The organism is Streptomyces sp. NPDC047085, assembly GCF_040643735.1.
Taxonomy (GTDB): Bacteria; Actinomycetota; Actinomycetes; order Streptomycetales; family Streptomycetaceae; genus Streptomyces.
On record NZ_JBEYUW010000010.1, the window covers coordinates 146,554 to 166,475 of the forward strand.

20 protein-coding genes and 6 pseudogenes are annotated in these 19,922 nt (G+C 68.6%); 12 read left to right on the forward strand and 14 right to left on the reverse strand.

Going from position 1 to position 19,922, the window contains the following annotated elements; translation table 11 throughout:
* Window positions 1–13: 13 nt before the first annotated feature.
* From ABZ865_RS29470 to ABZ865_RS29485, 4 genes are all read right to left on the reverse strand, one after another.
* On the reverse strand, window positions 14–241 hold the full coding sequence (locus ABZ865_RS29470) for a hypothetical protein (protein WP_361236787.1): 228 nt from the start codon (window positions 239–241) through the stop codon (window positions 14–16).
* Window positions 192–725, reverse strand: coding sequence for a hypothetical protein (locus ABZ865_RS29475; RefSeq protein WP_361236790.1), 534 nt, complete (start codon window positions 723–725; stop codon window positions 192–194). The genes ABZ865_RS29470 and ABZ865_RS29475 overlap by 50 nt, the downstream gene beginning before the upstream one ends.
* A 126-nt stretch (window positions 726–851) precedes the next feature.
* Window positions 852–1,787, reverse strand: coding sequence for a GNAT family N-acetyltransferase (locus ABZ865_RS29480; RefSeq protein WP_361236792.1), 936 nt, complete (start codon window positions 1,785–1,787; stop codon window positions 852–854).
* A 218-nt stretch (window positions 1,788–2,005) separates the two neighbouring features.
* Window positions 2,006–2,515, reverse strand: coding sequence for a helix-turn-helix domain-containing protein (locus ABZ865_RS29485; RefSeq protein WP_361236795.1), 510 nt, complete (start codon window positions 2,513–2,515; stop codon window positions 2,006–2,008).
* Between the two features lie 177 nt (window positions 2,516–2,692).
* Here ABZ865_RS29485 and ABZ865_RS29490 point away from each other — a divergent pair.
* A pseudogene (locus ABZ865_RS29490) lies at window positions 2,693–3,569 on the forward strand (IS5 family transposase).
* Here ABZ865_RS29490 and ABZ865_RS29495 read toward each other — a convergent pair.
* Window positions 3,566–4,156 (reverse strand): SMI1/KNR4 family protein, encoded by a 591-nt coding sequence (locus ABZ865_RS29495; protein WP_361236798.1) that lies wholly within the window; start codon window positions 4,154–4,156, stop codon window positions 3,566–3,568. The pseudogene ABZ865_RS29490 and the gene ABZ865_RS29495 sit on opposite strands and share 4 nt — an antisense overlap.
* 76 nt (window positions 4,157–4,232) lie before the next feature.
* Between ABZ865_RS29495 and ABZ865_RS29500 the strand changes: the two are divergent.
* Window positions 4,233–4,346: pseudogene (locus tag ABZ865_RS29500) on the forward strand (glyoxalase); the annotation flags it as partial.
* Between the two features lie 133 nt (window positions 4,347–4,479).
* Here the strand turns inward: ABZ865_RS29500 and ABZ865_RS29505 are convergent.
* The gene (locus tag ABZ865_RS29505; RefSeq protein WP_361236801.1) at window positions 4,480–4,905 is read right to left on the reverse strand and encodes a MarR family transcriptional regulator; all 426 of its coding nucleotides are present in this window, start codon (window positions 4,903–4,905) and stop codon (window positions 4,480–4,482) included.
* A 91-nt stretch (window positions 4,906–4,996) separates the two neighbouring features.
* Here ABZ865_RS29505 and ABZ865_RS29510 point away from each other — a divergent pair, with 91 nt between their 5' ends.
* The 4 genes from ABZ865_RS29510 to ABZ865_RS29525 all read left to right on the forward strand — a co-directional run bounded on the left by ABZ865_RS29510 (window position 4,997) and on the right by ABZ865_RS29525 (window position 8,495).
* The gene (locus tag ABZ865_RS29510) at window positions 4,997–5,728 is read left to right on the forward strand and encodes an SDR family oxidoreductase (RefSeq protein ID WP_361236804.1); all 732 of its coding nucleotides are present in this window, start codon (window positions 4,997–4,999) and stop codon (window positions 5,726–5,728) included.
* 1,149 nt (window positions 5,729–6,877) lie between these two features.
* Window positions 6,878–7,540 carry a nitrile hydratase subunit beta gene (gene nthB / locus ABZ865_RS29515; RefSeq protein WP_361236807.1) on the forward strand — a complete coding sequence of 221 codons (663 nt, stop codon included), beginning with the start codon at window positions 6,878–6,880 and terminating at the stop codon, window positions 7,538–7,540.
* Window positions 7,540–8,142: a nitrile hydratase subunit alpha gene (nthA, locus tag ABZ865_RS29520; RefSeq protein ID WP_361236810.1), complete on the forward strand. Its 603-nt coding sequence runs from the start codon at window positions 7,540–7,542 to the stop codon at window positions 8,140–8,142. Before nthB ends, nthA begins: the two co-directional genes overlap by 1 nt.
* Window positions 8,139–8,495: a nitrile hydratase accessory protein gene (locus ABZ865_RS29525; RefSeq protein WP_361236813.1), complete on the forward strand. Its 357-nt coding sequence runs from the start codon at window positions 8,139–8,141 to the stop codon at window positions 8,493–8,495. The genes nthA and ABZ865_RS29525 overlap by 4 nt, the downstream gene beginning before the upstream one ends.
* 782 nt (window positions 8,496–9,277) lie before the next feature.
* Here ABZ865_RS29525 and tnpA read toward each other — a convergent pair.
* Window positions 9,278–9,723: pseudogene (tnpA, locus tag ABZ865_RS29530) on the reverse strand (IS200/IS605 family transposase).
* Window positions 9,724–9,869: 146 nt separating this feature from the next.
* On the opposite strand from tnpA, the gene ABZ865_RS29535 reads away from it, so the two are divergent.
* From ABZ865_RS29535 to ABZ865_RS29550, 4 genes and pseudogenes are all read left to right on the forward strand, one after another.
* A complete protein-coding gene (locus ABZ865_RS29535; protein WP_200698015.1) occupies window positions 9,870–10,073 on the forward strand; it encodes a hypothetical protein in 204 nt (67 codons plus the stop codon).
* A 63-nt stretch (window positions 10,074–10,136) separates the two neighbouring features.
* Window positions 10,137–10,534 (forward strand): annotated as a pseudogene (locus ABZ865_RS29540) (transposase); the annotation flags it as partial.
* Window positions 10,529–10,774 (forward strand): annotated as a pseudogene (locus ABZ865_RS29545) (zinc ribbon domain-containing protein); the annotation flags it as partial. The pseudogenes ABZ865_RS29540 and ABZ865_RS29545, both read left to right, overlap by 6 nt.
* 105 nt (window positions 10,775–10,879) lie before the next feature.
* Window positions 10,880–12,084, forward strand: a pseudogene (locus ABZ865_RS29550) (UDP-N-acetylglucosamine--N-acetylmuramyl-(pentapeptide) pyrophosphoryl-undecaprenol N-acetylglucosamine transferase).
* Here the strand turns inward: ABZ865_RS29550 and ABZ865_RS29555 are convergent.
* Window positions 12,044–12,217, reverse strand: coding sequence for a hypothetical protein (locus ABZ865_RS29555; RefSeq protein WP_361236818.1), 174 nt, complete (start codon window positions 12,215–12,217; stop codon window positions 12,044–12,046). The pseudogene ABZ865_RS29550 and the gene ABZ865_RS29555 sit on opposite strands and share 41 nt — an antisense overlap.
* 286 nt (window positions 12,218–12,503) lie before the next feature.
* Here ABZ865_RS29555 and ABZ865_RS29560 point away from each other — a divergent pair, with 286 nt between their 5' ends.
* On the forward strand, window positions 12,504–13,481 hold the full coding sequence (locus tag ABZ865_RS29560) for a hypothetical protein (RefSeq protein WP_361236821.1): 978 nt from the start codon (window positions 12,504–12,506) through the stop codon (window positions 13,479–13,481).
* Between the two features lie 80 nt (window positions 13,482–13,561).
* Entirely contained in the window at window positions 13,562–14,449 is an 888-nt protein-coding gene (locus ABZ865_RS29565) for a tetratricopeptide repeat protein (RefSeq protein WP_361236824.1), read from the forward strand.
* 76 nt (window positions 14,450–14,525) lie between these two features.
* Here ABZ865_RS29565 and ABZ865_RS29570 read toward each other — a convergent pair whose 3' ends face one another.
* The 6 genes from ABZ865_RS29570 to ABZ865_RS29595 form a co-directional block, all read right to left on the reverse strand.
* The gene (locus ABZ865_RS29570; protein ID WP_361236827.1) at window positions 14,526–14,864 is read right to left on the reverse strand and encodes an inner-membrane translocator; all 339 of its coding nucleotides are present in this window, start codon (window positions 14,862–14,864) and stop codon (window positions 14,526–14,528) included.
* A gap of 146 nt (window positions 14,865–15,010) precedes the next feature.
* Complete coding sequence (locus ABZ865_RS29575; protein ID WP_361236830.1) at window positions 15,011–15,700, reverse strand: FkbM family methyltransferase; 690 nt, start codon at window positions 15,698–15,700, stop codon at window positions 15,011–15,013.
* Window positions 15,697–16,737 (reverse strand): phosphotransferase, encoded by a 1,041-nt coding sequence (locus ABZ865_RS29580; RefSeq protein WP_361236833.1) that lies wholly within the window; start codon window positions 16,735–16,737, stop codon window positions 15,697–15,699. The genes ABZ865_RS29575 and ABZ865_RS29580 overlap by 4 nt, the downstream gene beginning before the upstream one ends.
* Complete coding sequence (locus ABZ865_RS29585) at window positions 16,730–17,548, reverse strand: hypothetical protein (protein WP_361236836.1); 819 nt, start codon at window positions 17,546–17,548, stop codon at window positions 16,730–16,732. The genes ABZ865_RS29580 and ABZ865_RS29585 overlap by 8 nt, the downstream gene beginning before the upstream one ends.
* Window positions 17,545–18,372: an endonuclease/exonuclease/phosphatase family protein gene (locus ABZ865_RS29590; RefSeq protein ID WP_361236839.1), complete on the reverse strand. Its 828-nt coding sequence runs from the start codon at window positions 18,370–18,372 to the stop codon at window positions 17,545–17,547. Before ABZ865_RS29590 ends, ABZ865_RS29585 begins: the two co-directional genes overlap by 4 nt.
* A 600-nt stretch (window positions 18,373–18,972) precedes the next feature.
* Window positions 18,973–19,902: an alpha/beta hydrolase gene (locus ABZ865_RS29595; protein WP_361236842.1), complete on the reverse strand. Its 930-nt coding sequence runs from the start codon at window positions 19,900–19,902 to the stop codon at window positions 18,973–18,975.
* Window positions 19,903–19,922: the final 20 nt, after the last annotated feature.

Genomic DNA, 19,922 nt, shown 5'->3' on the forward strand with positions numbered 1-19,922 from the left:
TTCACCGACTCGATCAGCTGCCGCCCTTCTTGAGCATCGGTTCACCGTAGCGGGCCTTCTCGTCCTTGCGGGACGGCCGCAGGAGCGTGATGCCATGCTCCTCCAGCAGCGGCTCGAAGGCTCGTCCGGCGAAGCCCTTGTCACTGATCAGCAGGATGCCATCTTGCTCGGCGACCATGTCTGCCTCGACTTCAAGCATCGAGGCCAGCACCTCGCGCTCGCCGAACTTCGGATCGGCCAAAGCCCACAGGATCGGCATCCCGGACGGAGTGCACACCAGATACAGCTTCCAGCCCCCAGTAGAACCGCGAGTGGCTGACGCAGTACCCATAGCCCGCCCATCCGGCCATGTCCGAGCGCTTCACCGTTGGCCGCGACATGCCGCAGGGCACCAGGGTGGAGGCCACGATCCAGCAGCCGTCCAGCCAGAAGTCGCTCGACTTCGCCAGCATCCGGATGACCCGCTTGACCAGGCCGAGCGCGGACCGCAGCCGCTTGTTGTAGCCGGGCTGCTGAGGCAGGTACGGGAACATCCCGGTGAGGTGCTCGCCGACGTAGCGCAGCCAGTGCGTCTCGGAGGTGAAGCCGAGCAGCGACTGGGCGAGCGCGACACACACGAGCTCGGAGTCGGTCAACACCGGGGGCCTGCCCAGCCATCGTGGTCCCGCCAGCTCGTCGTCGATCTTCACGTACAGTGCGGTCAGAAGGGTCTCGATCTCGTTCATCACACAACAATCAACGAGACCCTTCTCCTTTGCGCTCGCAGGACTTCGGACCTACTCGTCTAGCCCTAACAACTGGGGTGGGGAGGGGACGCTCAGCATTCGTTACGGCGTGGGAGCGGCCCCCGCTCACAACCGGCGGGTGAACTCCTGGCGGTCGGCGAAGTTCTCGTAGCCTGCCCGTTCGAAGGCCATGATCATGGCGGTGTTGGCCGCGTCGCAGTCGCCGCGGATCTCCTCGGCGCCCGCTTCGACCAGCAACCGCGTGCCGCGGGCCACCACCGCCGTCGCGTAGCCGTTGCCGCGGCAGGCGGGAGACACAGCCACCAGGCCGATTACCGCGGTCGAGGGGTTTCGGGCGGGGAGGCTGATGGCAGCTGGCGTGCCGTCCGGAGCGTAGCCGAGTTCCCACCACAGGGGCTCGTACGAGAACTCCTCCATGTCCGTGAAGAGACTCTCCGCGGCACCCCGGGCGCCATGCCGGGCGACCTTGGCGGCGAGGTGGGCGTCGGCGCTGGTCGGCAGCGCCTCGGCGAGGAGAGCGATGAACGGCTCACGGCCCAGACTGGGCAGGGAATGCCAGGTCAATCGGTCATCATGCGTAGTGAGTTCCGCCCCGGAGTGGCGGCGGAAGCGGCGACCGTCACGGGCGCGCTCGAAGCCCGCCAGACGGAGAAGCTCGGCGCGCCGTTCCGGCTCCGCCTGGAACTGCGGCGGCTGTGTCGGCGAGTCGATGACGTGCTCCAGCTCCGTGGCGCCGAGCGAGCCGGCCAGGTCGACGGCCTCGGCCAGCAGCGCCCGGCCGGTGGCCAGGCCCGGCTCGTCCCACCGCGTCTCAAGGAGCACCAGGGCCATCGGGACGTCGTTCCCGGGGAGGGTCCACAGCGCGGTGGCCGCGGTGAGCCGACCGGCCTCGTCCTCCGCGACCAGGCACCACTCCGGCCGGGTGCACTTCTTGGCAAGTAGGTCGGTGAGGTAGGCGGCCGTCCCGGCGTTGCGCTCTGGCTGGTCGGAGTACTGGACGAGGGCAGATAGCTCGTCTGGGCGCGCGATTCGTATAGGCATATACCGGGATCATCCCATCTCTCGATGACGTAGCTGGACTTTGCATGAGACCGCCACCCAGTGGCACCGGCAGGCCTGACTATTCCTGCCCTTGTCAGACCGACCATCAGACCCGGGCTCACGGGACTGGATAATGTCGGCCTCCTGCGGCAGCGGTGGATCCCACAGCCGATCAGCGGTGGTCGTTGCCTAGCGCAGGACGGTGCAGTGTAGGCGTCTCATTCCACCGGGTAGCGCACCACCAACATCCCCTCCACATCCCTCCCCACCGCCTCGTACAGATGCGGTACATCCGCCGCCCACCGGGCGTGGCCGCCCGGGCCCACCTCGAGCGGGGCGGAAGCGGGACCAACCCGGGCCGTGCCGCTGAAGACCAGCAAGTGCTCCTCCGTGCCCGTCACATGAGCGGCCGAGCGCTGCACCGCGCCGCTCTGAATGCGGATGCGATACACCTCCGACACCGCAGCCGCGTCCTGCACGCGGTCCGTCAGTACCGCGTGCACCGCCGCGCCCTGCACCGGGGCGGGGCCGACGACCGTGCTTAGCGGCGCCTCGAGGGCCGTGGTCAGCGCGTACAGCGTCTCCAGGGTCGGATTGCGCCGGCCCGTCTCCAGTTCCGAGAGCGTGCCCTTGCCGACGCCGGAGCGGCGGGCCAGTTCCGACAGCGACAGGCCGCGGTCCTGGCGCAGACGGCGCAGCCGCGTGCCCACCTCCTGGGCGAGTTCCATAGCTTTCCGCCCCTACCGCGCCGTTGATGCGTTGCCCGTGACGCGACTATCGTTCCACAAACAGAACGTTCTGTAAACGGAACGATGATGGCGATGCACACGCACCGCCCGCAGGCGTGGGTTCGGACTTACTCGTCTAGCGCGTGTCTCTTTGATGGGTTGGCCAGTTGATCGGATGTGTCCGTCCGATTAGTGATCACCGATGCGATGTGGGACCGGTCCGGCCGCTGATGGCATCGGATCCGGTCCGCGGGCGGCGATGGGCCGACCACCGCCGCACCCTGGAAGCCATCGCGTGGAAGTACCGCACCAACTCGCCCTGGCGGGACCTTCCCGAGGAGCTCGGCTCATTCCGGACCGTTCACAAGCGGCTGATCAGATGGGCCATCGACGGCACCTGGGAAATGATCCTCGCCGCCGTTCTGGCGTCTGCAGACGCCGACGACGACATCGACTGGACGGTGTCGGTGGACTCCACAGTCGTCCGGGCCCACCAGCACGCTGCCGGAGCCCACAAAAGGGGGCACCCCACCCAGGCGAGCCCGCCGATCACGCGCTCGGACGCTCCCGCGGCGGGCTAAGCACCAAGGTTCACCTGGCAGCAGACGGCCGCGCACGGCCCCTCGCTTTCACCGTTACCGCAGGCCAGGCAGGTGATGCACCAGCCTTCGAGACGGTGATGTCCCGCATCCGCGTGCCCCGCCCCGGCCCGGTCAGGCCCCGGACACGGCCCTCGGCCGTTCTGGCCGACCGCGCATATTCCTCACGTGCCATCCGCAGCCACCTGCGGCGCGGGGGCATCCGTGCGGTCATCCCTCAGCCGTCCGACCAAGTCGGCCACCGCCTGCGGCGAGGCCGACTCGGTGGCCGTCCGCCCGGCTTCGACAGCGAGGCATACAAGCAGCGGAACACCGTCGAGCGGTGCATCAACCGTCTCAAGCAGTGGCGCGGACTGGCCACACGAACCGACAAGCTCGCGATCGCCTACCAGGCGGCACTCCACTTCGCGGACATCCTCATGTGGACCCGACGCCGACCAAAGGACAGAACCTAGCGGTGAACAACAGGCTCTGGTGCAAGGCGTGGCCCCCAGTCCGGCGGCAACAGAGCCCACGAACCGTGGTCCAACCACTCCCGGAATTGGACGGGCCGGGCGCCAGCGACGTGGTCCAAAGACAGCGGGACGATCCGATCACAAGTAGCCCGTCCGTCCCACCACACCGTGCCAGCCAGCGAGCCGGTCAGCGCCAACAGGGTGGAGAAGCCACAGCCGTGCTCCTGGATGACGACCGCACCGGCCGTCTTCAGGTCCTCGAACCTATCGGCCTCGTCGGCCCAGGCACGCCAAGCTGTCCGATACGCGGCGTCGTCCTCGAACGCCTCAGCCTGTGGCTCACGCGCCATCAGATCGTCGTCGCTCTCGGCATAGGAGTCGGGATGCGGAAAGGGAATGGCCAGCAGCTCGCGCCGCCACTCATCATTGCCGGCCCACCACCAACCACGCCCGGTCCGCTCGAGCCGGAAGAGCGCCCCGCCCGCGCTTACCTCGCGCAGATACGCCCGGTATTCCTCAGGAAAGGGCACACCGAGTTCACGTTCGGCCTCGACGATCTCGACTTCAGTGAGGGGCGGCTCTGTCATGGGGCGAGCCTAGTCCGCGTCATGCAGACCGTCGGTCCGCTCACGCGGACCCCAGCGGCACGGCCGGCTCAGGCTGCTCCCCGGCCCGCACCCCGAGCGTGCCAGCTACGGCTCCTACGCCACCTTCAGCGACCCGGACGGCAACGGCTGGGTGCTCCAGGAGATCACGCAGCGCTTCCCCGGCCGCTGACCGCCCTGTCCCGGCAGGCACACAGGGGCACGTCCCTGCGGCCGGCCGACTCCTCGAGGTCAGGCGGTGCGGTGACCCTGGGTGTCATCGGTTTTGCGGGGCGGTGGTTCGGGGTCGGGGGTGGCCGCTGAGGTCAGGGCCGTAGGGCCGTTGTGGCGGATTGGAGCAGGTGGACGAGGCTGTCGCGTTGGGTGCTGGGCCAGGAGCTGAAGCGGGTGGTCAGGGTGGTGTTGATGGCCTGCTGGAACTGGCCGGTGACCGTCTCGCCCTCGGGGGTGAGGCGGACGCGGGCCATCCGGCGGTCGTTGGGGTCGGGCTGGCGGGTGAGCAGGCCGCGTTTCTGAAGCCGGTCGACCAGGCCGGTGATATTCGTCTTGTCGCAGTGCAGCAGCGTCGCGAGTTCGCCGAAGGACGGCTGCAGATGCTGGGCGAAGCACAGCAGTTGCGCCTGCTGGGGTGTTAGTCCCAGCTGGCGGCTCGCCGTGCTGAACAGGCCGTCGATCTCCATGAAGAGGCCGATCAGCGTCTCGACGAGTTCGTCATCGGGTGTGGCGGCCATGACGGGCAGTCTACTACGTGGACAGTTGACATCCTCTACCAAATTGGTCGATGCTATGGACTATCCATAGGATCGACCAATTGGGGGAGTCATGGGTATCGAGGATCGGGTCGCAGTCGTCACCGGCGGATCGCGCGGAATCGGACGGGCGATCAGCGGTCGGCTCGCCGCAGCGGGGATGCGCGTCGTCATCGGCTCCCGCGACCAGGAGGTGGCCGCGCAGGCGGTGGACCAGATCCAGGACGCGGGCGGGCAGGCCACCGCGGTCCGCACAGACATCACCCGCCCCGAGGCGGTCACGGAACTGTTCGATGCGGCCGAGAGCCAGTACGGCCGGGTGGATGTGTGGGTGAACAACGCGGCCACGGCGACCGCTGGGCCGCTGGCCCGCACCACCGATGAGGACTTCGACCAGTACCTGCACGCCAACGTGCGGGCCACGTTCGTCGCCCTGCGCGAGGCCGCGCAGCGCATCAGCGACCACGGCCGGATCATCTTGATCTCTTCCGCCCTGACCGTGTCGCCGCTGCCCGGCATGGGGTTGCTGGCGGCCGGCAAGGCCGCCGGTGACCAACTCGCCCGTACGCTGGCCTGGGAGGTGGGCTCGAGATCCGTCACCGTCAACAGCGTCCTGCCCGGCCTGACCCGCACCGACGTCATGGCCACCGTGCCCCCGCACGTCATTGACGACGCCAAGGCCCGCACACCGCTGGGCCGCCTGGGCGAACCAGCCGACATCGCCGACGTCGTCGCGTTCCTGGCCTCCGACGCCGCCCGCTGGATCACGGGCCAGACCATCAACGCCGCCGGAGGCATGATCTGAGCTTGTTCTTTGTGGTCTGACCTCGAACGATGCCCGGAACGTGATCGCGCGTACGAGGATTCCTGGGGCGGCGTGGATACGGCCTCCGTCTGATCCTGTGCTCCCAGGGGCGTCGGGTGTGGCTTTCACGCTTCTGCGGCTTGTGGCTTGCCCGGATTGGCCGCCCGACGTCCCACGACGACTCGGCTGCCTGCCCGTGCGCGGGGACACGCCGTTCGAGCTGACCGACGCGTTGCTGTGCGCGGACGGGCCGGTGAAAGCGCCGGTAGACCTCACGCTGACGGCGGAAGGTGCCCACCGAACTCGGCCCCTTGACGTGCGCCGACGCCTCCAGTGCCGCACCGACTGGCGGCGCCGTGACCCAGGGCATGGCTTGTGGGAGACGGCCGGCGCTTGGGCGGGGGAGGGGACGGCTTGCGCTCCTGCATCGGTCCCAGCATGCGCCGAGACGCCGGCCCTTGCCGCTGTGGCCGAAGAACAATCCGCGACCGTCTGCGAGCCCGACGATGCGCAGCGATCAGCCAGTTGCCCGCAAGGGGCCGTTGATGCGGACCGCCGGGGGGCGCGGGGCGCCGTAGCCACCGGCAGCACTGACCGGGCCAGCCCTTCATGCCGCACCGGCACCGGCACCTGCGACTTCGGCTTCGGCGCATCGTGGGCGCCGAGTGCGCCTCCGTGTCCCGCCGCTCCTGGGTGACTGTCGTGCCCGAGGGCCGGGGCGGCCTGGATGCGGTCGACCTCTTCGGCGGCCCGTTCGACTCGACGACCTGCTGCGGGTCCGTGCTGTTCCGGCGGTCCGATAGGCGACGGCATCCGCGCTTTTCCCGGGGGATTTCCCGGAGAACGAGGAGAGTTCAGGCCATCACTCGCACGAGGTCACCGGCTGTGGCTCACTGGCGCAGGGCCCGGACGACACCGCATGCGGACACCCGCGGGCCGCGTAGATCCCTGGCTGGCATGACCGTCTGGGCCTCCGTGTCGGCCGCGGGGTGGACTCCGGGGACCGGCCGCCGCCCCCCGTCGCATGCGGTTCCGCGCATGCCGCGAGGAGCGACAGAAGAGTGCAGCTCAGCGCTATGCAGGAGAAGGCGTCCGATTCTTGCGATATGGGCAAGAATGTTAGCTGATGCACTATATGTGAGGTGTGCGATGGATGGTATTGCTGACATGAGAGGAACCCCGGGATGGGGCCCCATGCATCCGCCGAGACGCGATGAACCTGTTTTCGAGGAGCCCTGGGAGGGTCGGGCATTCGCGGTGGCGATCTTGGCCAACCGGGTGTCCGGAGGGAACCTGGACTCCTTCCGGCATGCGCTGGAGCGCCTTGATCGAGCCGCCTATCTGGACGACGGCTACTACGGGCGCTGGCTCAACGCCGGGGAGCTGAGGCTCCTCGACAGCGCGATCCTGGCGCCGGGTGCGGTTGACGCCCGCGCCCGCAACCTGCGTGGTGAACACGTGGAGGAGCCGCCGGTCCCGGAGCCCGCCAAGCCGGACTACGCGCCGACCGCCGAGGGTTCGCTGCGCACTGTCGGCACCGCGCCGGCCTTCACTGTCGGCGAGCGTGTACGGGCCAAGAATGTGTCCGTGCCTGGGCACACCCGGCTGCCGGGCTATGTGCGGGGCCATACCGGCGTCGTCGAGCTCGTCCAGCCGGCCCACGTGCTGCCGGACACCAATGCCCATTTCCTGGGCGAGAACCCGCAGCACGTCTACTCGGTGCGTTTCGACTCACGCGAATTGTGGGGCGCCGACGCCGAACCCTTCGCCGTCACCGTCGAGATGTTCGAGAGCTACCTGGAGACCACCTGATGACCGCCACCCATATCGACCCGGACGAGACCATTCCCGCAGCTCTGCGTACCGAGGCGCTCGAGCAGTTGCTCACCGAGCGGGGCCTGATCGATCCGACGGTGATCGACGGGCTCATCACCACCTATGAGACCAACGTGGGCCCGCTCAACGGCGCCAAGGTCGTCGCCAGGGCCTGGACGGATCCGGACTACCGTCGGCGGCTCCTTGAGGACGGCACGGCCGCCATCAAGGAACTGGGCTTCGGAGGGATGCAAGGCGAGCACATCGTCGTCGTGGAGAACACTGCCACCACCCACCACGTGGTGGTGTGCACCCTGTGCTCCTGCTATCCGTGGCCGGTGCTCGGCCTGCCGCCGAGTTGGTACAAGGACCCCGCCTACCGCTCGCGTGTGGTGAAGGAGCCGCGCACGGTGCTGTCGGAGATGGGCCTCGACCTCGACGACGACGTGCAGATCATCGTCCACGACTCCACCAGCGAGGTCCGCTGGCTGGTGCTGCCCGAGCGCCCGGCCGGCACCGAGCACCTGACCGAGGAGGAACTCGTGCCGCTGGTGACGAGGGATGCGATGGTCGGCGTGGCGAAGGTGGAAACGCCATGAGTGCGCCGCTGGACTTCGAGGGCCCGGCCGCACCGCCCCGCTCCAACGGGGAGTTGGTCTTCGCCGAGCCGTGGGAGAGCCGCGCCTTCGGCATGGCCGTCAGCCTCTACGAGGCAGGCGCCTTCACTTGGCCGCAGTTCCAGGCCGCACTCATCGCCCGGATCAGAACCTGGGAGGCCTCCGCGGCCGTGGATGAGCCGTACGACTACTACCGGCTGTGGCTGGCCGCCCTGGAGGACGTGCTCGCCGGCCTGTGTGCCGTGTCCACGGACGAGGTCACTGCACGCGCCCAGGCACTGGCACAACGCCCCCGGGGCCACGACCACCGTGACCACCCCGGCCACTCGCACTGACCGCAACACCGTCCCAGCGTCCTCCTGCGACCCGTCAGCACCCTCCTAGGGAGTTCCCGGCGAGTGAATGCAGGCACTGAAGGGCCCGGGCCCGCCACCACGAGCAGACGAGACCGCGGACCCATGCCGCGTCTTCGCCCGAGTCCCTTCGGCATCGCCCGCAGGGTCTGGCGTTACGGCGTTACGGCGTTCGGCGTTCAGCGGTCGCCGGCGACGAACTCGCCACCTACGGGCCCCCTGTGGCACCGCCGCTCTGCCCCAGGCCCTGGAAGGCGGGGATCCGCCCGGGACAGCCGGGTCAGGTCCGGCGACGGGATCCGGCAACCGGTTTGCGGCTCCCGGGAAATCTCCGGCGTCGGGGGGGCCGTCCTCTCCTCTCGACGAGTCCCAGAGTCATTCGGCCGCAGCTCTGGCGGAGCGTCCGGCTCGGCCGGGGCGGATCACGGTCAGGCTCCAGGCTGACCGACGCATCGCAGGGGCGGCAGCGCGGACTTGTCGCCGTCGGGTGGGCCTGGCGGTGTACCTCCTCCATCGCGACCTCAACCGGCTTGAGCGCGGCGGGCGTCGTCGCACGCTGAACCCTCACCTACGAAGGCAAGATCGTGGATCGCAGCCGCTACCGGAATTCATTCGCACATCGGCCTTCAGGCCGGTGGTGAAGCGAATCTGATAGTAGCGACGCGGAGCGTCGCAGACTCAGGTTAGGCGGCGCCGGACACCGCGGCTCTTCGCCTGTGGCGCGGAGCGTCGCGAGGGCTGGTCCCGGCGGAGCCGGGTGGTGCTCACACCGGCCGGTGCTGCTGTTCGATGTACTGCCTGACCACGGCGAGCGGGGCACCGCCGACGGTCCCGGCGAAGTAGGACCCGGACCAGAGCTTGTTGGCCCGCCAGTAGTGGCGCGCCAGGTCGGGGAACTCTCACCCAGCCTTCGGCCGGGAGGTACCCCCAGGCGCAGGCGGCGAGAGGAGACACCCTTGAGGGAGTTGACCAGCTTGGTCAGGGCGACCTTGGGTGGGAAGTTCACGAGCAGGTGGACGTGGTTGTCCTCACAGTTGAACTCCACCAGGTCGCACTCGAAGTCCGTGCACACCGACCGCATGATCTCCTCCATCCGCCTCAAGTGGGCATCGGTGAACACCTTGTGCCGGAACCTGGCCTCAAAGACCAAGTGCACATGCATCACGAAAACACAGTGACGACCAGTTCTGATCTCTTGCATCTCACCCATAACCCAAGTAAGAGCTCGTTACAGAATGAGCCGTTCGTGACCGGCCGGGTTTCCGGCTCCGTCCCTCTTTCCCGGGTGCGGCAACCTACCCATCGCCGACCGTTAGCCGCTTGGATAGGCTCCTCGGGAACCCTTCAGGAGGTGTCATGGCGAAGGTCACCATCAGCCTGGACAGCGATTTGGCCATCGAGGTCATGCTGCTGGCCGGCACCAGGAGCCCGCAGGATGCTGTCGAGTTGATCGTCCGGGACTACCTGGCACGGGGTCACCGGACCGAGGCTCGTGCCGGTAACGCCGCCGACCAGGAGCGCCTCACCGACCGGCGGTCAGCGCCGGAAGAGGGCCGATGAGCACTTCAGGTGAGATCGGCGTGTCGGCTGGTGGTTGAAGGTCCTTCTGGCAGGGTCCGGCTGGTGTCTATCGATCTTGTCTCCGACGACCTGTGGGAGCGAATAGCTCCACTGCTGCCAGAGCGGCCGCCCCGACGTCACCGTCATCCCGGACGGCTGCCGGTGCCGGACCGGGTTGCGCTGGCGGGCAGCGTGTACGTGCTGCGCAAGGGAGTGGCCTGGTGCGACGTCCCAGTCCAGGTCGTCGGCTGCTCGGGGGTAACCGCTTGGCGTCGGCTGCGGGACTGGACCGAGGTTGGCGTCTGGCCTCGCCTTCATGAGGCACTCCTAGCCGAGCTGCGGGCAACCGGCCTGCTGCACATGGACGATGCGGCCATCGACGGCTCCCACATCAGGGCCCTCAAAGGGGAGCTCACGTCGGCCCTTCACCCGTCGACCGCGGCCGTCCCTGCTCCACGCACCAGACCTGCTCCACCTGCGGCGTCAAAGACGGACCCACCAAACCCCTGAACGTCCGGGAATGGACCTGCACCGCCTGCGGCACCGTCCACGACCGGGACCACAATGCCGCGATCAACGTGAAGACGGCCGCCGGACTGGCGGCATCGGCCTGCGGAGCGCCGGTAAGACCAGAACCCGTTCTGGCGCAGCGCGAAGAAACAGGAAGCCACGGATTCCCGACCGAACCCCGTGCCGCGTAGCGGGCACAGCAACGATCGAGAAGGCCGGAATTCTCGGGCTTCAGACCGAGGAGCAAGTCAATGTGGCGACTCGTCTGATCTCCGCCAGATTTGGAGCAGCCCCGGATGAACAGCGCCCCTTTCCGTCTCGTCGTCACGGGCGGCGGGACCGGTGGACACACATACCCCGCGCTAACTGCGTGCGTACCCTGCAGGCCCGGCTCGCTGCCGAGGATCGGGCGCTCGAGGTTCTTTGGATCGGAACGGCCACCGGCCTGGAAGCGCGCGTGGCGCCGGCCGAGGGCATCCCCTTCACCACCGTGGTGACCGGCAAGATCCGCCGCTCCAAGAATCCGCTGAAGCTGGCGTCCCCGGCGAACGTACGCGACATGGCGCGGGTGCCACTCGGGGTGATCCAGGCCCGCCGGGCCATCGCCCAGTTCCAGCCGGATGCGGTGCTCGCGACGGGCGGTTACGTGGCGGTCCCGGCGGGGCTGGCGGCGCGGATGTGCCACCGCCCGCTGGTGCTGCACGAGCAGACGATGCGGCTGGGGCTGGCGAACCGGAAGCTGGCAGCGTCGGCTGCGCGGATCTGCGTGTCGTCGGTGTCGACGCTGGCGCTGCTGTCTGAGTCGGCGCGGCAGGTCGCCGTGGTGACGGGCAACCCGGTACGGCCGGAAATCCTGTCCGGACACGCGGACAGGGCCGTGCAGGCGCTGCAGTTGTGGGGCTTCGACCGGCAACTGCCGACCGTGTACGTCACCGGTGGCGCGCAGGGCTCGCGGCAGATCAACGATCTGGTCGGCGAGGTGCTGCCGTGGTTGCTGCAGCAGGCGAACGTGGTGCACCAGTGCGGCCCCGCCAACGTCGAGAGCCTGCAGACGCGGGCGGCTGGGCTGCCCTCCGAGCTCGCGGGCCGGTACTACCTGGCCGGGTTCGTCGGTCCGGAGCTGCCGGACGTGCTGGCCCTCGCCGATGTGGTGATCTCCCGCAGCGGTGCGGGGACGCTGGCGGAGCTGACCGCGCTGGGCAAGCCCGCGGTGTTCGTACCCCTGGCGTCGTCGGCGGGCAACGAGCAGGCACACAACGCGCGGCACCTGCAGGAGGCCGGGGCCGCGGTCGCGCTCGAAGGTGATGTGACGGCGGACCAGGTGCGCAACGCGTTGGGCCCGCTCCTTACCGATGCCCACCTTCGGTGGGGCATGGCGGAGCGGGCCCGGGCGTACGGCCGTCCGGATGCGGCCGACAGGCTGGTGGACGAGATCCTGTCTGCCGCGTCCGGGCAGCCGGTCACTGCTGGTCGACGTGGGGAGCCGTCCCCGCCTCGATGAGGACGGCGCAGGCAGTGAACGCCTCTTGGTCCTTGCCCATGGGGTCGGGGAGGTCGCGGTCGCCGAGGTTGAGCCCGAGCTTGCGCTCGTTGGCCTCGCCGTAGATCGTGCTGGTGGACTGCCGCAGCGCCATCCACCGCTCCACCTCGGCCGGCCCGGCCCCCGCCGCTGCCGAGGTTACGTGGCAAGGCGCATTCCAGGCACGGCTCCAGGGCAGGCCCTCGACATGGGCGATGCGGTGATGAGAATGGAGAGCCACATCACGCACTGGGGGCGGCGTGTCAACATATCGTCAGCAACAGGCCGGTCGGACTCGGGGCTGGTTGAGGTATTTGACCGCAGTGGGGGTGGGGGCTTGCGCGCTGGCGCTCGCTGCCACCTGGACAACTGGCCCGCTGGCCACCGGTATCGGCGCCGCCGTGACAGCCGTCTACGGTCTGGTCGCCGACTACCTGCGACCGCAGCGGTCCGCTTCGAACGCTGCGGCGGCTCTCTTACGGACCGCGTCCGGGCGCATCCCCAGAATCAATCAACTGGATCGTCCTGAACTGGCAGGCGTGCACCCTGCGGACGGCCATCATGGTCAACAGGCACCCCCCTATGTGGAGCGTGATGCCGAGCCGTTGTTACGCCACGCACTGCTGCAGGGCGGCTTCGTTCTCATCGTGGGTGAGTCGACGGCCGGCAAGACACGTTTGGCCTACGAGGTTGCCCGGGATCTCTTTCCGCGGCATGCCTTCATACGTCCCTTGAGCAGAGCTGCTCTCGCGGGTGCCCTCGAGATGGCTCGGCGTAAAAGACGGGCTGTTCTGTGGTTGGACGATCTTGAGAACTATCTGGGTGCCGACGGTGTGACGACCTCCATGTTGACCGGACTGTTTCAGGACCGGGCCGGTCGCATCGTGGTGCTGGCGACGATGAGATCGCAGGAGTATCGCCGCTACGACGCCCGAGAGGAGAGCAGACTTACCGGCTCCGACCGAGACGCATGGCGGGTTCAGCGGGAAGTGCTGCACCTGGCGCGCACGGTTCGCCTGGCGCGCCACTGGTCGATGGCGGAGCAGCAACGTGCTCGCGCGCATCAGACGGATCCGCGGATCAGATTCGCCTTGGACAGCTGCGAGCGGTTCGGACTTGCAGAAGTCGTCGCAGCGGGTCCTGAGCTGCTTGCTGCCTGGGAAAACGCTTGGGCGCCCGGCGCCAACCCGCGGGGTGCGGCTGTCGTGGCAGCGGCTGTCGACTGCCGTCGGTCGGGGTTGCGACGGCCGGTGAGCCGACAGTGGCTCCAAGAGCTCTCCCTCCCCTATCTCGCTGCGCGCGGCGGTCCAGATCTGCGACAAGCGGCCTTCTCGTCGGGAACTACAGCGACGGCTACACGGCATTCGATTACTTGCTGAATGCACCTGGATTGCCTCCAGTGCCCGACCATCTATGGGAGGCGCTGCTGTCCCGTGTCCAGTCCGCCGACGCTTACGACATGGGGCTGGTCGCCCATCAGGCGAATCATCTGACACGCGCTGCTGCGGCGCTCGAAGTGGCCTGGGCGGGCGGCGTGGCCGGCGCGGACTTCTTGCTGGCCATCGCGATCGGGGATCGTGGCTGGCCCCGACAAGCGGTGAGAAATCTGGAGGACGTCGTCGGACGCCGACAGGCAGACCTCGGCCCGCGTCATCCGGACACGCTGGCCGCCCGGCATCAATGGGCATTCTTCACCGGGGAGGCCGGCGATGCACATACAGCTACAGCCGCATTCGGTGAATTGGTGATCGATGCGACCGCGTCCCTGGGGCCGACGCATGCGGACACGCTCGCCGCCAGGCATCAGCAGGCCTACTTCGCCGGGGAAGCAGGCGAGACCCACGCAGCGGTCGGGCAGCTGCGTGCACTCCTGGAGGACCGATCACGCATTGAGGGTCCTGACCACCCACAAGTCCTCGCGACCCGGCGAAGTCTGATCTGGTTCTCGAGTCTTTGCGGGAATCTCGCCGAAGCGGAACGGGACCTGGAACAACTCCTCAAGGACGCTCAGCGATGCCTCGAGTCCACTGATCCGCACTTGCTCGCCATTCTCAGCACCCGGGCATCCTTTGCTGCCCGAGCCGGCCGGACGGCTGAAGCGACTGCGGCTTTCACGCAGCTTGTGACCGATCGCAGCCGCGTTCTCGGCCCCGACCACCCGCACGTCATACATACGCGCCTGCAGCGGTGCCAAGCCTTGATCGCCGAAGAGCACAGCACTCAGGCGTATGGAGAGATCACACAGATCGTCGATGACGCACAGCGTGTTCTCGAGCCCGGCCACCGGCACATAAACCTTGCGAGGAACATGCTCGATCAGCTGCGACAACTGCTGGACGGCGGCTGATGCACTGTCGACGGTCACACAATTCGGCTGTCGTGGATCTTGTGATGATGAGGGTGCACTGCTGATCACTCCTGACTCAGGGCCAGGTAGCCGGCGCGCAGCATGTCAGGAGGAGGCAGAGTGCCAGCTGGACCGCGCCGATGAATCGGTGTCCGAGCCGGAGCAGAACGACGCCCGTCACGCCCATCGCCAAGGCCAGAGCCCCGAGCCACAGCAGTGGTGTCCAGTCTGCGGACGGTGGGTTGGCCGCGGTCTGCGCCAGACCGGTGTCCATCCGACCCAGCCCTCGTACCGCGAGCACGATGACGACAAGCAGACCGGACGCCACGTCCGCCACCAGCACGAGCAGCAGGAGACAGCCTGCGGTGAACGGATCCTTGGTGTCGGAGGGCTGCTTGTCGGCAAGTCCGGGCATGTCCATAGGGTCGTACGGAATTGCCCCCTCCGACCGGGCCGTCGCAGATCCGCAACCCATGCGTACCCCTTCCTTCATGAGTCCGCCCGGTCCGGTATGAGGAGCCAGCCGGACGCACCGCACACCTCGCAGGGTCACAGTGACCGTCAGGAGGCCTTCGTCGAGACGGCGATGATGTGGCGGGAGCCAGCGCGGCGGGAGCGGGAGCGGCTCGGGAGCGGCTGCACGGTGTAACCCGCCGACGTGAGGAAGCCTCGTGTCTCTTGCCCCGAGTCATGGATCTCGCAGACGATCGTCGGCCGGGCCTCGTGCAACGTGTCGGCCATGCCGTGGAGGACCTCCAGCTCCGCGCCCTCCACGTCGATCTTCACGACGTGCGGTAACTCGATCTGTCCCCGACGGACCAGTTCGTCGATGGACCAGCAGCGGACGGAGATCACCGCGCGGGCCCCGGGCGGCGGTGGCAGTGTGCTGAGCCGCGCCCAGAAGGGCTCGCGACCCGGGGTCAGCATGGCCGTGCCAGGACGGTCGGCAACGGCGCAGGGCAGCACCGACACGTTGAGCGAACCGGAGAGGCACAAGTTGTGGCGGAGCGCCTGCACGTTTCCCGGCAGCGGCTCGAAGGAGTAGACGCGGCCCTGTGATCCGACGCGTCGAGCTCCGAGCACCGTGTGGAAGCCGACGTTGGCCCCTATGTCGTAGAACACGTGACCGGGCAGGAGCAGGTCGCGCAAGGCCGCCTGGACATGCGGTTCACTGGTGCCCAGGGCGAAACTCGGCGCCGAGCCACCGGCGTTGAACGGCGTGCCCGAGCAGAGACCGAAGGGGATGATCACGTCGCGTCGGCGGAGCGGCCCCAGCACCCGTCGCGCCAGGGCGGCTCCGCGGGTGTCACCGAAGCGGGGACCGACGAGGCCCAAGGCCAAGCGCGCCGGTACGAGTCGTGCGAGGCGCAGCAGCACCCCGCCGCCGACGGGAACCCGCCCGACTCCGTTCTCGTCTGGATCGTGGTGGCCCCGTCCGGATTCCGGTGTGGAGCGCATATGACCTCTCTGTTCCCGTCCAGGGCGGTGCGCCGGAGTATCTGCCACACCGACGCCCATCGCCGGACGGCATCCAGGTCGACGGCGCGGTGCGCACGGTAGGAGTCGAGGTAGGCCCGGGTCAGCATCCGACGCCCCGCCGGAGCCGCTACGCAGGCCCAGCGAGGGGTTGCCGCGGGTACGGCGCCGCGGGCGATCGTGACGAGGGTGATCGCGACATCGGCGGCGGGACTGCCGCGCGCCGCGCCGGACCAGTCGACGGCCAGCCACTCGCCGGTGGCGGGACGCCGCAGAAGGTTGGCCGGGTTGAGGTCACCGTGCAGCAGCCGACGCCCGGTGGGCAAGGTTCGTACAAGCTGTTCCAGGTGGTGCCGGAGGTGCCGGGGCAGGCGACGACAGGCGATCCGGGAGAGCACGACCTCGTGCATCGTGGGCAGGGACGCGGGAGCCGCCACGTCGTGGAGCGCCGCGTGGACGGCTCCCATGACGCGGCCGGCCCACATCACGGTCCATGGGTTCGCGCTCAGGGTGAGCAGCAGATGGGAGGGGTCCAGCCGCTCCATCACGAGCCCGGGGCGACCGGCCACGCGGGCCGCTCCGTACGGTCGGGGTACGGGGGCCCCGCGCTCCCATGCCGCGACATGGGCCTTGAGCCCCCGGTCGTCACCGCCGCCCCCACGACGGCTCACTCGGAAGACGCTGTGCGCGTCAAGAGCGAACACCTGCGCCTCGCTTCCCTCAGCGATGAGGACTCCCGACGACGCGTCCGGGCCCGCGTGCGGTCGTGCCCCGCGATCGGGCGCGGGTGTCTCGGCCATCGGGTCATCCATCGGACCGCACCGCGGTCAGCCAGTCCGGGCTCGGCAGGTGCGGCAGCGCGCTGCGATACGGTTCCCACGCCTCATCGGGCTCCGTGGCGTCCCGCCACAGGTTCTCGAACACGCGCGTGTAGAGGTTCACCAGGTGTTGGCCCTCGGCGCTGCCCGCCGTCGCGATGACCAGCGAGTTGGACGCTCCGGACAGTGGTCGGCCCCCGGGGTCGGCGAGCCCGCGGTCGTCGTACGAGTACCAGCCGACCGCCAGTACCTTGTCGGCCAGCAGCCTCCCCCTCAGCGACGCCGTCTCGGAATAGCACTTGATCTGCAGTCCGACGCCGCGAGCGCGCTCGGTCGGGATACGGTACGCCAGCGCGCGCAGTCCCTCCGCGAGCCGGTAGTCGCGCTGGTAGTCGCTGATCGCGGCGGACGGGTGCGCGACGAGGAGCCGTATCCGGCGCGTACAGCCCTCCTCACCGAGTTTCGCCAGCAGCGGCAGTGCGCCGAATGCGCTGTATTCCAGCAGGTCCACCGTGCGGGGACGCTCTTGTACGACATGGGCGATCAGGTACGGCACGGCCTCGTCGTCGTTCTTGCAGGCGGTGACCTCGGAACGCCGTTCGGCTCGGCCCTGCAGCGTGATCTCCAGCAGCATGGTGAGCAGGGTCAGGTCGGCGCCGACCATCACGGCCAGGCTGGCGGACAGACTCAGGGCTCCGACCGCCGAGGCGACCACCGAGGCGACCGGGGGCAGGGCGAGGCAGCCGAGCAGCAGACGCCGTACTCTGTGGTTCTCCAGCCTGGAACGTTCTGCGGTACTTGTCATGGCGACTCGGCGGTTGTCAGGCCGATCCGGCTGACGTCCAAGTCCACCACGACGGGGTAGTGGTCGGATATCTCGTCGGTTTCGGCGTTCCTGAGCACCCGGTAGTCGGTGATGCCGGCTGCCAGGCGGGCTGTCGCGTAGAAGTAGTCGAGCCGCAGCTGTGGGAAGGCGGCTCCTGGGACCGGTAGCGGGGTCGGCAAGGTGTGTCCGGTCGATCCCCGGAGCCGCCCCACATCCACCAGCCCGGCGGACTCCAGTCGTTCGAGGGCCCGCGCATCCACGGTCCCGCTGCCGTCCGACGCAAGGTAGCGTGCCCTGACCCGGGGCCGCATGTCCGCCACCGCCAAGGTGTGATCAGCGTGCGGGTCGGGGGAGTTGAGGTCGCCGATGACCAGGGTCTGCTCGTCGTCACGTACCAGTTTCAGCAGATTGACCGCTTCGGTGAGGCGGACGTCCGGGGAGTCCGGACACCAGTGTGCGCCGAGGGTGTGCAGGACGCCGCCGTTCGCAAGAGCGATCCGAAGACTGATGAGGGCGTGGAAGAAGTCCGGGCGGCCGAAACGTGTGCAGGTGGCGGCGAGTTCATGCCGTGCGAATGCGGCAACGTGGTAGCCGCTGTCCGCGGTGGACAGGAATCCGGCTAGTCGCAGCCGCTGCCCCACGTCTTTGAGTAGGCGCTGGTCGTGCGCGTCGAAGTTGCGGGCTTCCTGGAAGAAGACGAGGTCGGCTTCGCAGGCCCGCACGATTTCGACGGCACGGTCCAATCGATGACAACCGCCGTTGTCCTGGCCGCCGTTGAGTAGATTCCAGCTGATGATCCGCACGCGTGGATCGCCCCCGCATCAGCCCGCCCCTGCGATAGCGGAAATTTTGGATCCACGAGACAGACCAGTCAACCCTCACGCATCGGACTCTTCCTCCCGTGTGCGGACCACTTGGCCACGCCAATCCGTTGTCCCGGGGCAGTGTCCTGCCACAGCTCCAGCGCAGCGCCACTCCACCTGCGGGCTTCTCTGACTGGCTGTTCTCTATCCGTCCGTGTCGTCGATCGGCTTCGAACAGGGTGCTGGATCGGGTGACTTGGTGGCTGGTGGGGCATAGAGGAAGGGCCTCTTGGCAGCTTGCGGTTGTCGAGTCCAGCGAGAAGCAAGGGGCACCCTGAAACGAGGTGCCGTCCGGCGCGGTCAGGAACTGAATGTTGCCGCCGAAGCTCTTGTGCTTCTGGGAGAACCACAGGTCGTTGCGTTCTCCCGGACCCCGGCCAGCCGGTCGCTGGCGATCAGCCTGCCGTCCAGCACCACGTGTGTCATCCCCTGGGCGCGGCAGAGGTCCAACACCTCGTGCAGATCAGTTGAACCCGTGATGTCGGCGATGGTGCTTCTGCGGCCGTCGCCGAGATCACGTGGAGGCCGCCGGGGTCGGTGTCAGTGGACCGGTTCGAGTTGGTCGGCGCCCGGGCGCCCGGCGCTCAGGTGGGCGGTGAGGAAGCGGGCGGCGCGGTCGAGTGCGGCGTCCGCCTCGTCGAGGCGGCCGTAGTGGTGTTGGAAGACGTGGGGGAGGCCGGGGCCGACTTCGAGCGTGACCTCGACGCCGTCGGCGCCCGCGCGGCCGGCCAGCCGGACCGCGTCGTCGAGGAGCACCTCGTTCGCCCCGACCTGCACGAGGAGTGGGGGCAGTCCGGTGAGGTCGGCGAACACCGGGCTGGCCAGGGGATGCGCCCTGTCGCCTGCGCCGACGTAGAGATCGGCGTAGGCGTGCATGTCGGCCTCCGTGAAAATGGGGTCGGCGCTCTCCTTGGAGCGGATGCTTCCCCCAGTGAGGGTGAGGTCGGCCCAGGGGGAGAAGACGACCACGGCGGCTGGTTGCGGCAGCCCGGCCTCCCGGGCGGCGAGCAGCGTGGCGATGCTCAATCCGCCACCGGCGGAGTCACCGGCCATGACGAGGTCCCGTGGGTCGGTGCCCGACGCCATCAGCTCGCGGTAGGCCGCGAGCCCGTCGTCGACAGCCGCGGGAAAAGGGTGCTCGGGCGCCAGCCGGTAATCCACCGACGTCGCGCGCAGCCCGGCGCGGCGGGCCAGTTCACCGACCAGCCCTGCGTGGGTGTCCGGTGAGCCGATGACGTAGCCGCCGCCGTGCAGGTACAGCAGTCGGCCGCGGCCGGAGGCTTCGGCCGGCTCCAGCTCCAGGGTCGGCCGCCCGCCCAGGACGGTCCTGCGGGTGACCACGCCCTCCGGTGCGGGGCGGGTGACAGCCGCGGCGAAACCGCTGCGCTGCTCCTCGGGAGTGGGCCGCATCGTGCTGCGAGGGGCGGAACGGAGTACGGCGTCCAGGGCGTCGCGCTGCTGTCGGGACATGCGGGGCCTCCATGGGTCGG

Coding starts and splice junctions, on each gene's coding strand:
- ABZ865_RS29475 (WP_361236790.1), bottom strand. CDS start 725: ATGAACGAGATCGAGACCCTTCTGACCGCACTGTACGTGAAGATCGAC.
- ABZ865_RS29480 (WP_361236792.1), bottom strand. CDS start 1,787: ATGCCTATACGAATCGCGCGCCCAGACGAGCTATCTGCCCTCGTCCAG.
- ABZ865_RS29485 (WP_361236795.1), bottom strand. CDS start 2,515: ATGGAACTCGCCCAGGAGGTGGGCACGCGGCTGCGCCGTCTGCGCCAG.
- ABZ865_RS29495 (WP_361236798.1), bottom strand. CDS start 4,156: ATGACAGAGCCGCCCCTCACTGAAGTCGAGATCGTCGAGGCCGAACGT.
- ABZ865_RS29505 (WP_361236801.1), bottom strand. CDS start 4,905: ATGGCCGCCACACCCGATGACGAACTCGTCGAGACGCTGATCGGCCTC.
- ABZ865_RS29510 (WP_361236804.1), top strand. CDS start 4,997: ATGGGTATCGAGGATCGGGTCGCAGTCGTCACCGGCGGATCGCGCGGA.
- nthB (WP_361236807.1), top strand. CDS start 6,878: ATGGATGGTATTGCTGACATGAGAGGAACCCCGGGATGGGGCCCCATG.
- nthA (WP_361236810.1), top strand. CDS start 7,540: ATGACCGCCACCCATATCGACCCGGACGAGACCATTCCCGCAGCTCTG.
- ABZ865_RS29525 (WP_361236813.1), top strand. CDS start 8,139: ATGAGTGCGCCGCTGGACTTCGAGGGCCCGGCCGCACCGCCCCGCTCC.
- ABZ865_RS29535 (WP_200698015.1), top strand. CDS start 9,870: ATGGCGAAGGTCACCATCAGCCTGGACAGCGATTTGGCCATCGAGGTC.
- ABZ865_RS29555 (WP_361236818.1), bottom strand. CDS start 12,217: ATGGCGCTGCGGCAGTCCACCAGCACGATCTACGGCGAGGCCAACGAG.
- ABZ865_RS29565 (WP_361236824.1), top strand. CDS start 13,562: ATGGGGCTGGTCGCCCATCAGGCGAATCATCTGACACGCGCTGCTGCG.
- ABZ865_RS29570 (WP_361236827.1), bottom strand. CDS start 14,864: ATGCCCGGACTTGCCGACAAGCAGCCCTCCGACACCAAGGATCCGTTC.
- ABZ865_RS29580 (WP_361236833.1), bottom strand. CDS start 16,737: ATGGATGACCCGATGGCCGAGACACCCGCGCCCGATCGCGGGGCACGA.
- ABZ865_RS29585 (WP_361236836.1), bottom strand. CDS start 17,548: ATGACAAGTACCGCAGAACGTTCCAGGCTGGAGAACCACAGAGTACGG.
- ABZ865_RS29595 (WP_361236842.1), bottom strand. CDS start 19,902: ATGTCCCGACAGCAGCGCGACGCCCTGGACGCCGTACTCCGTTCCGCC.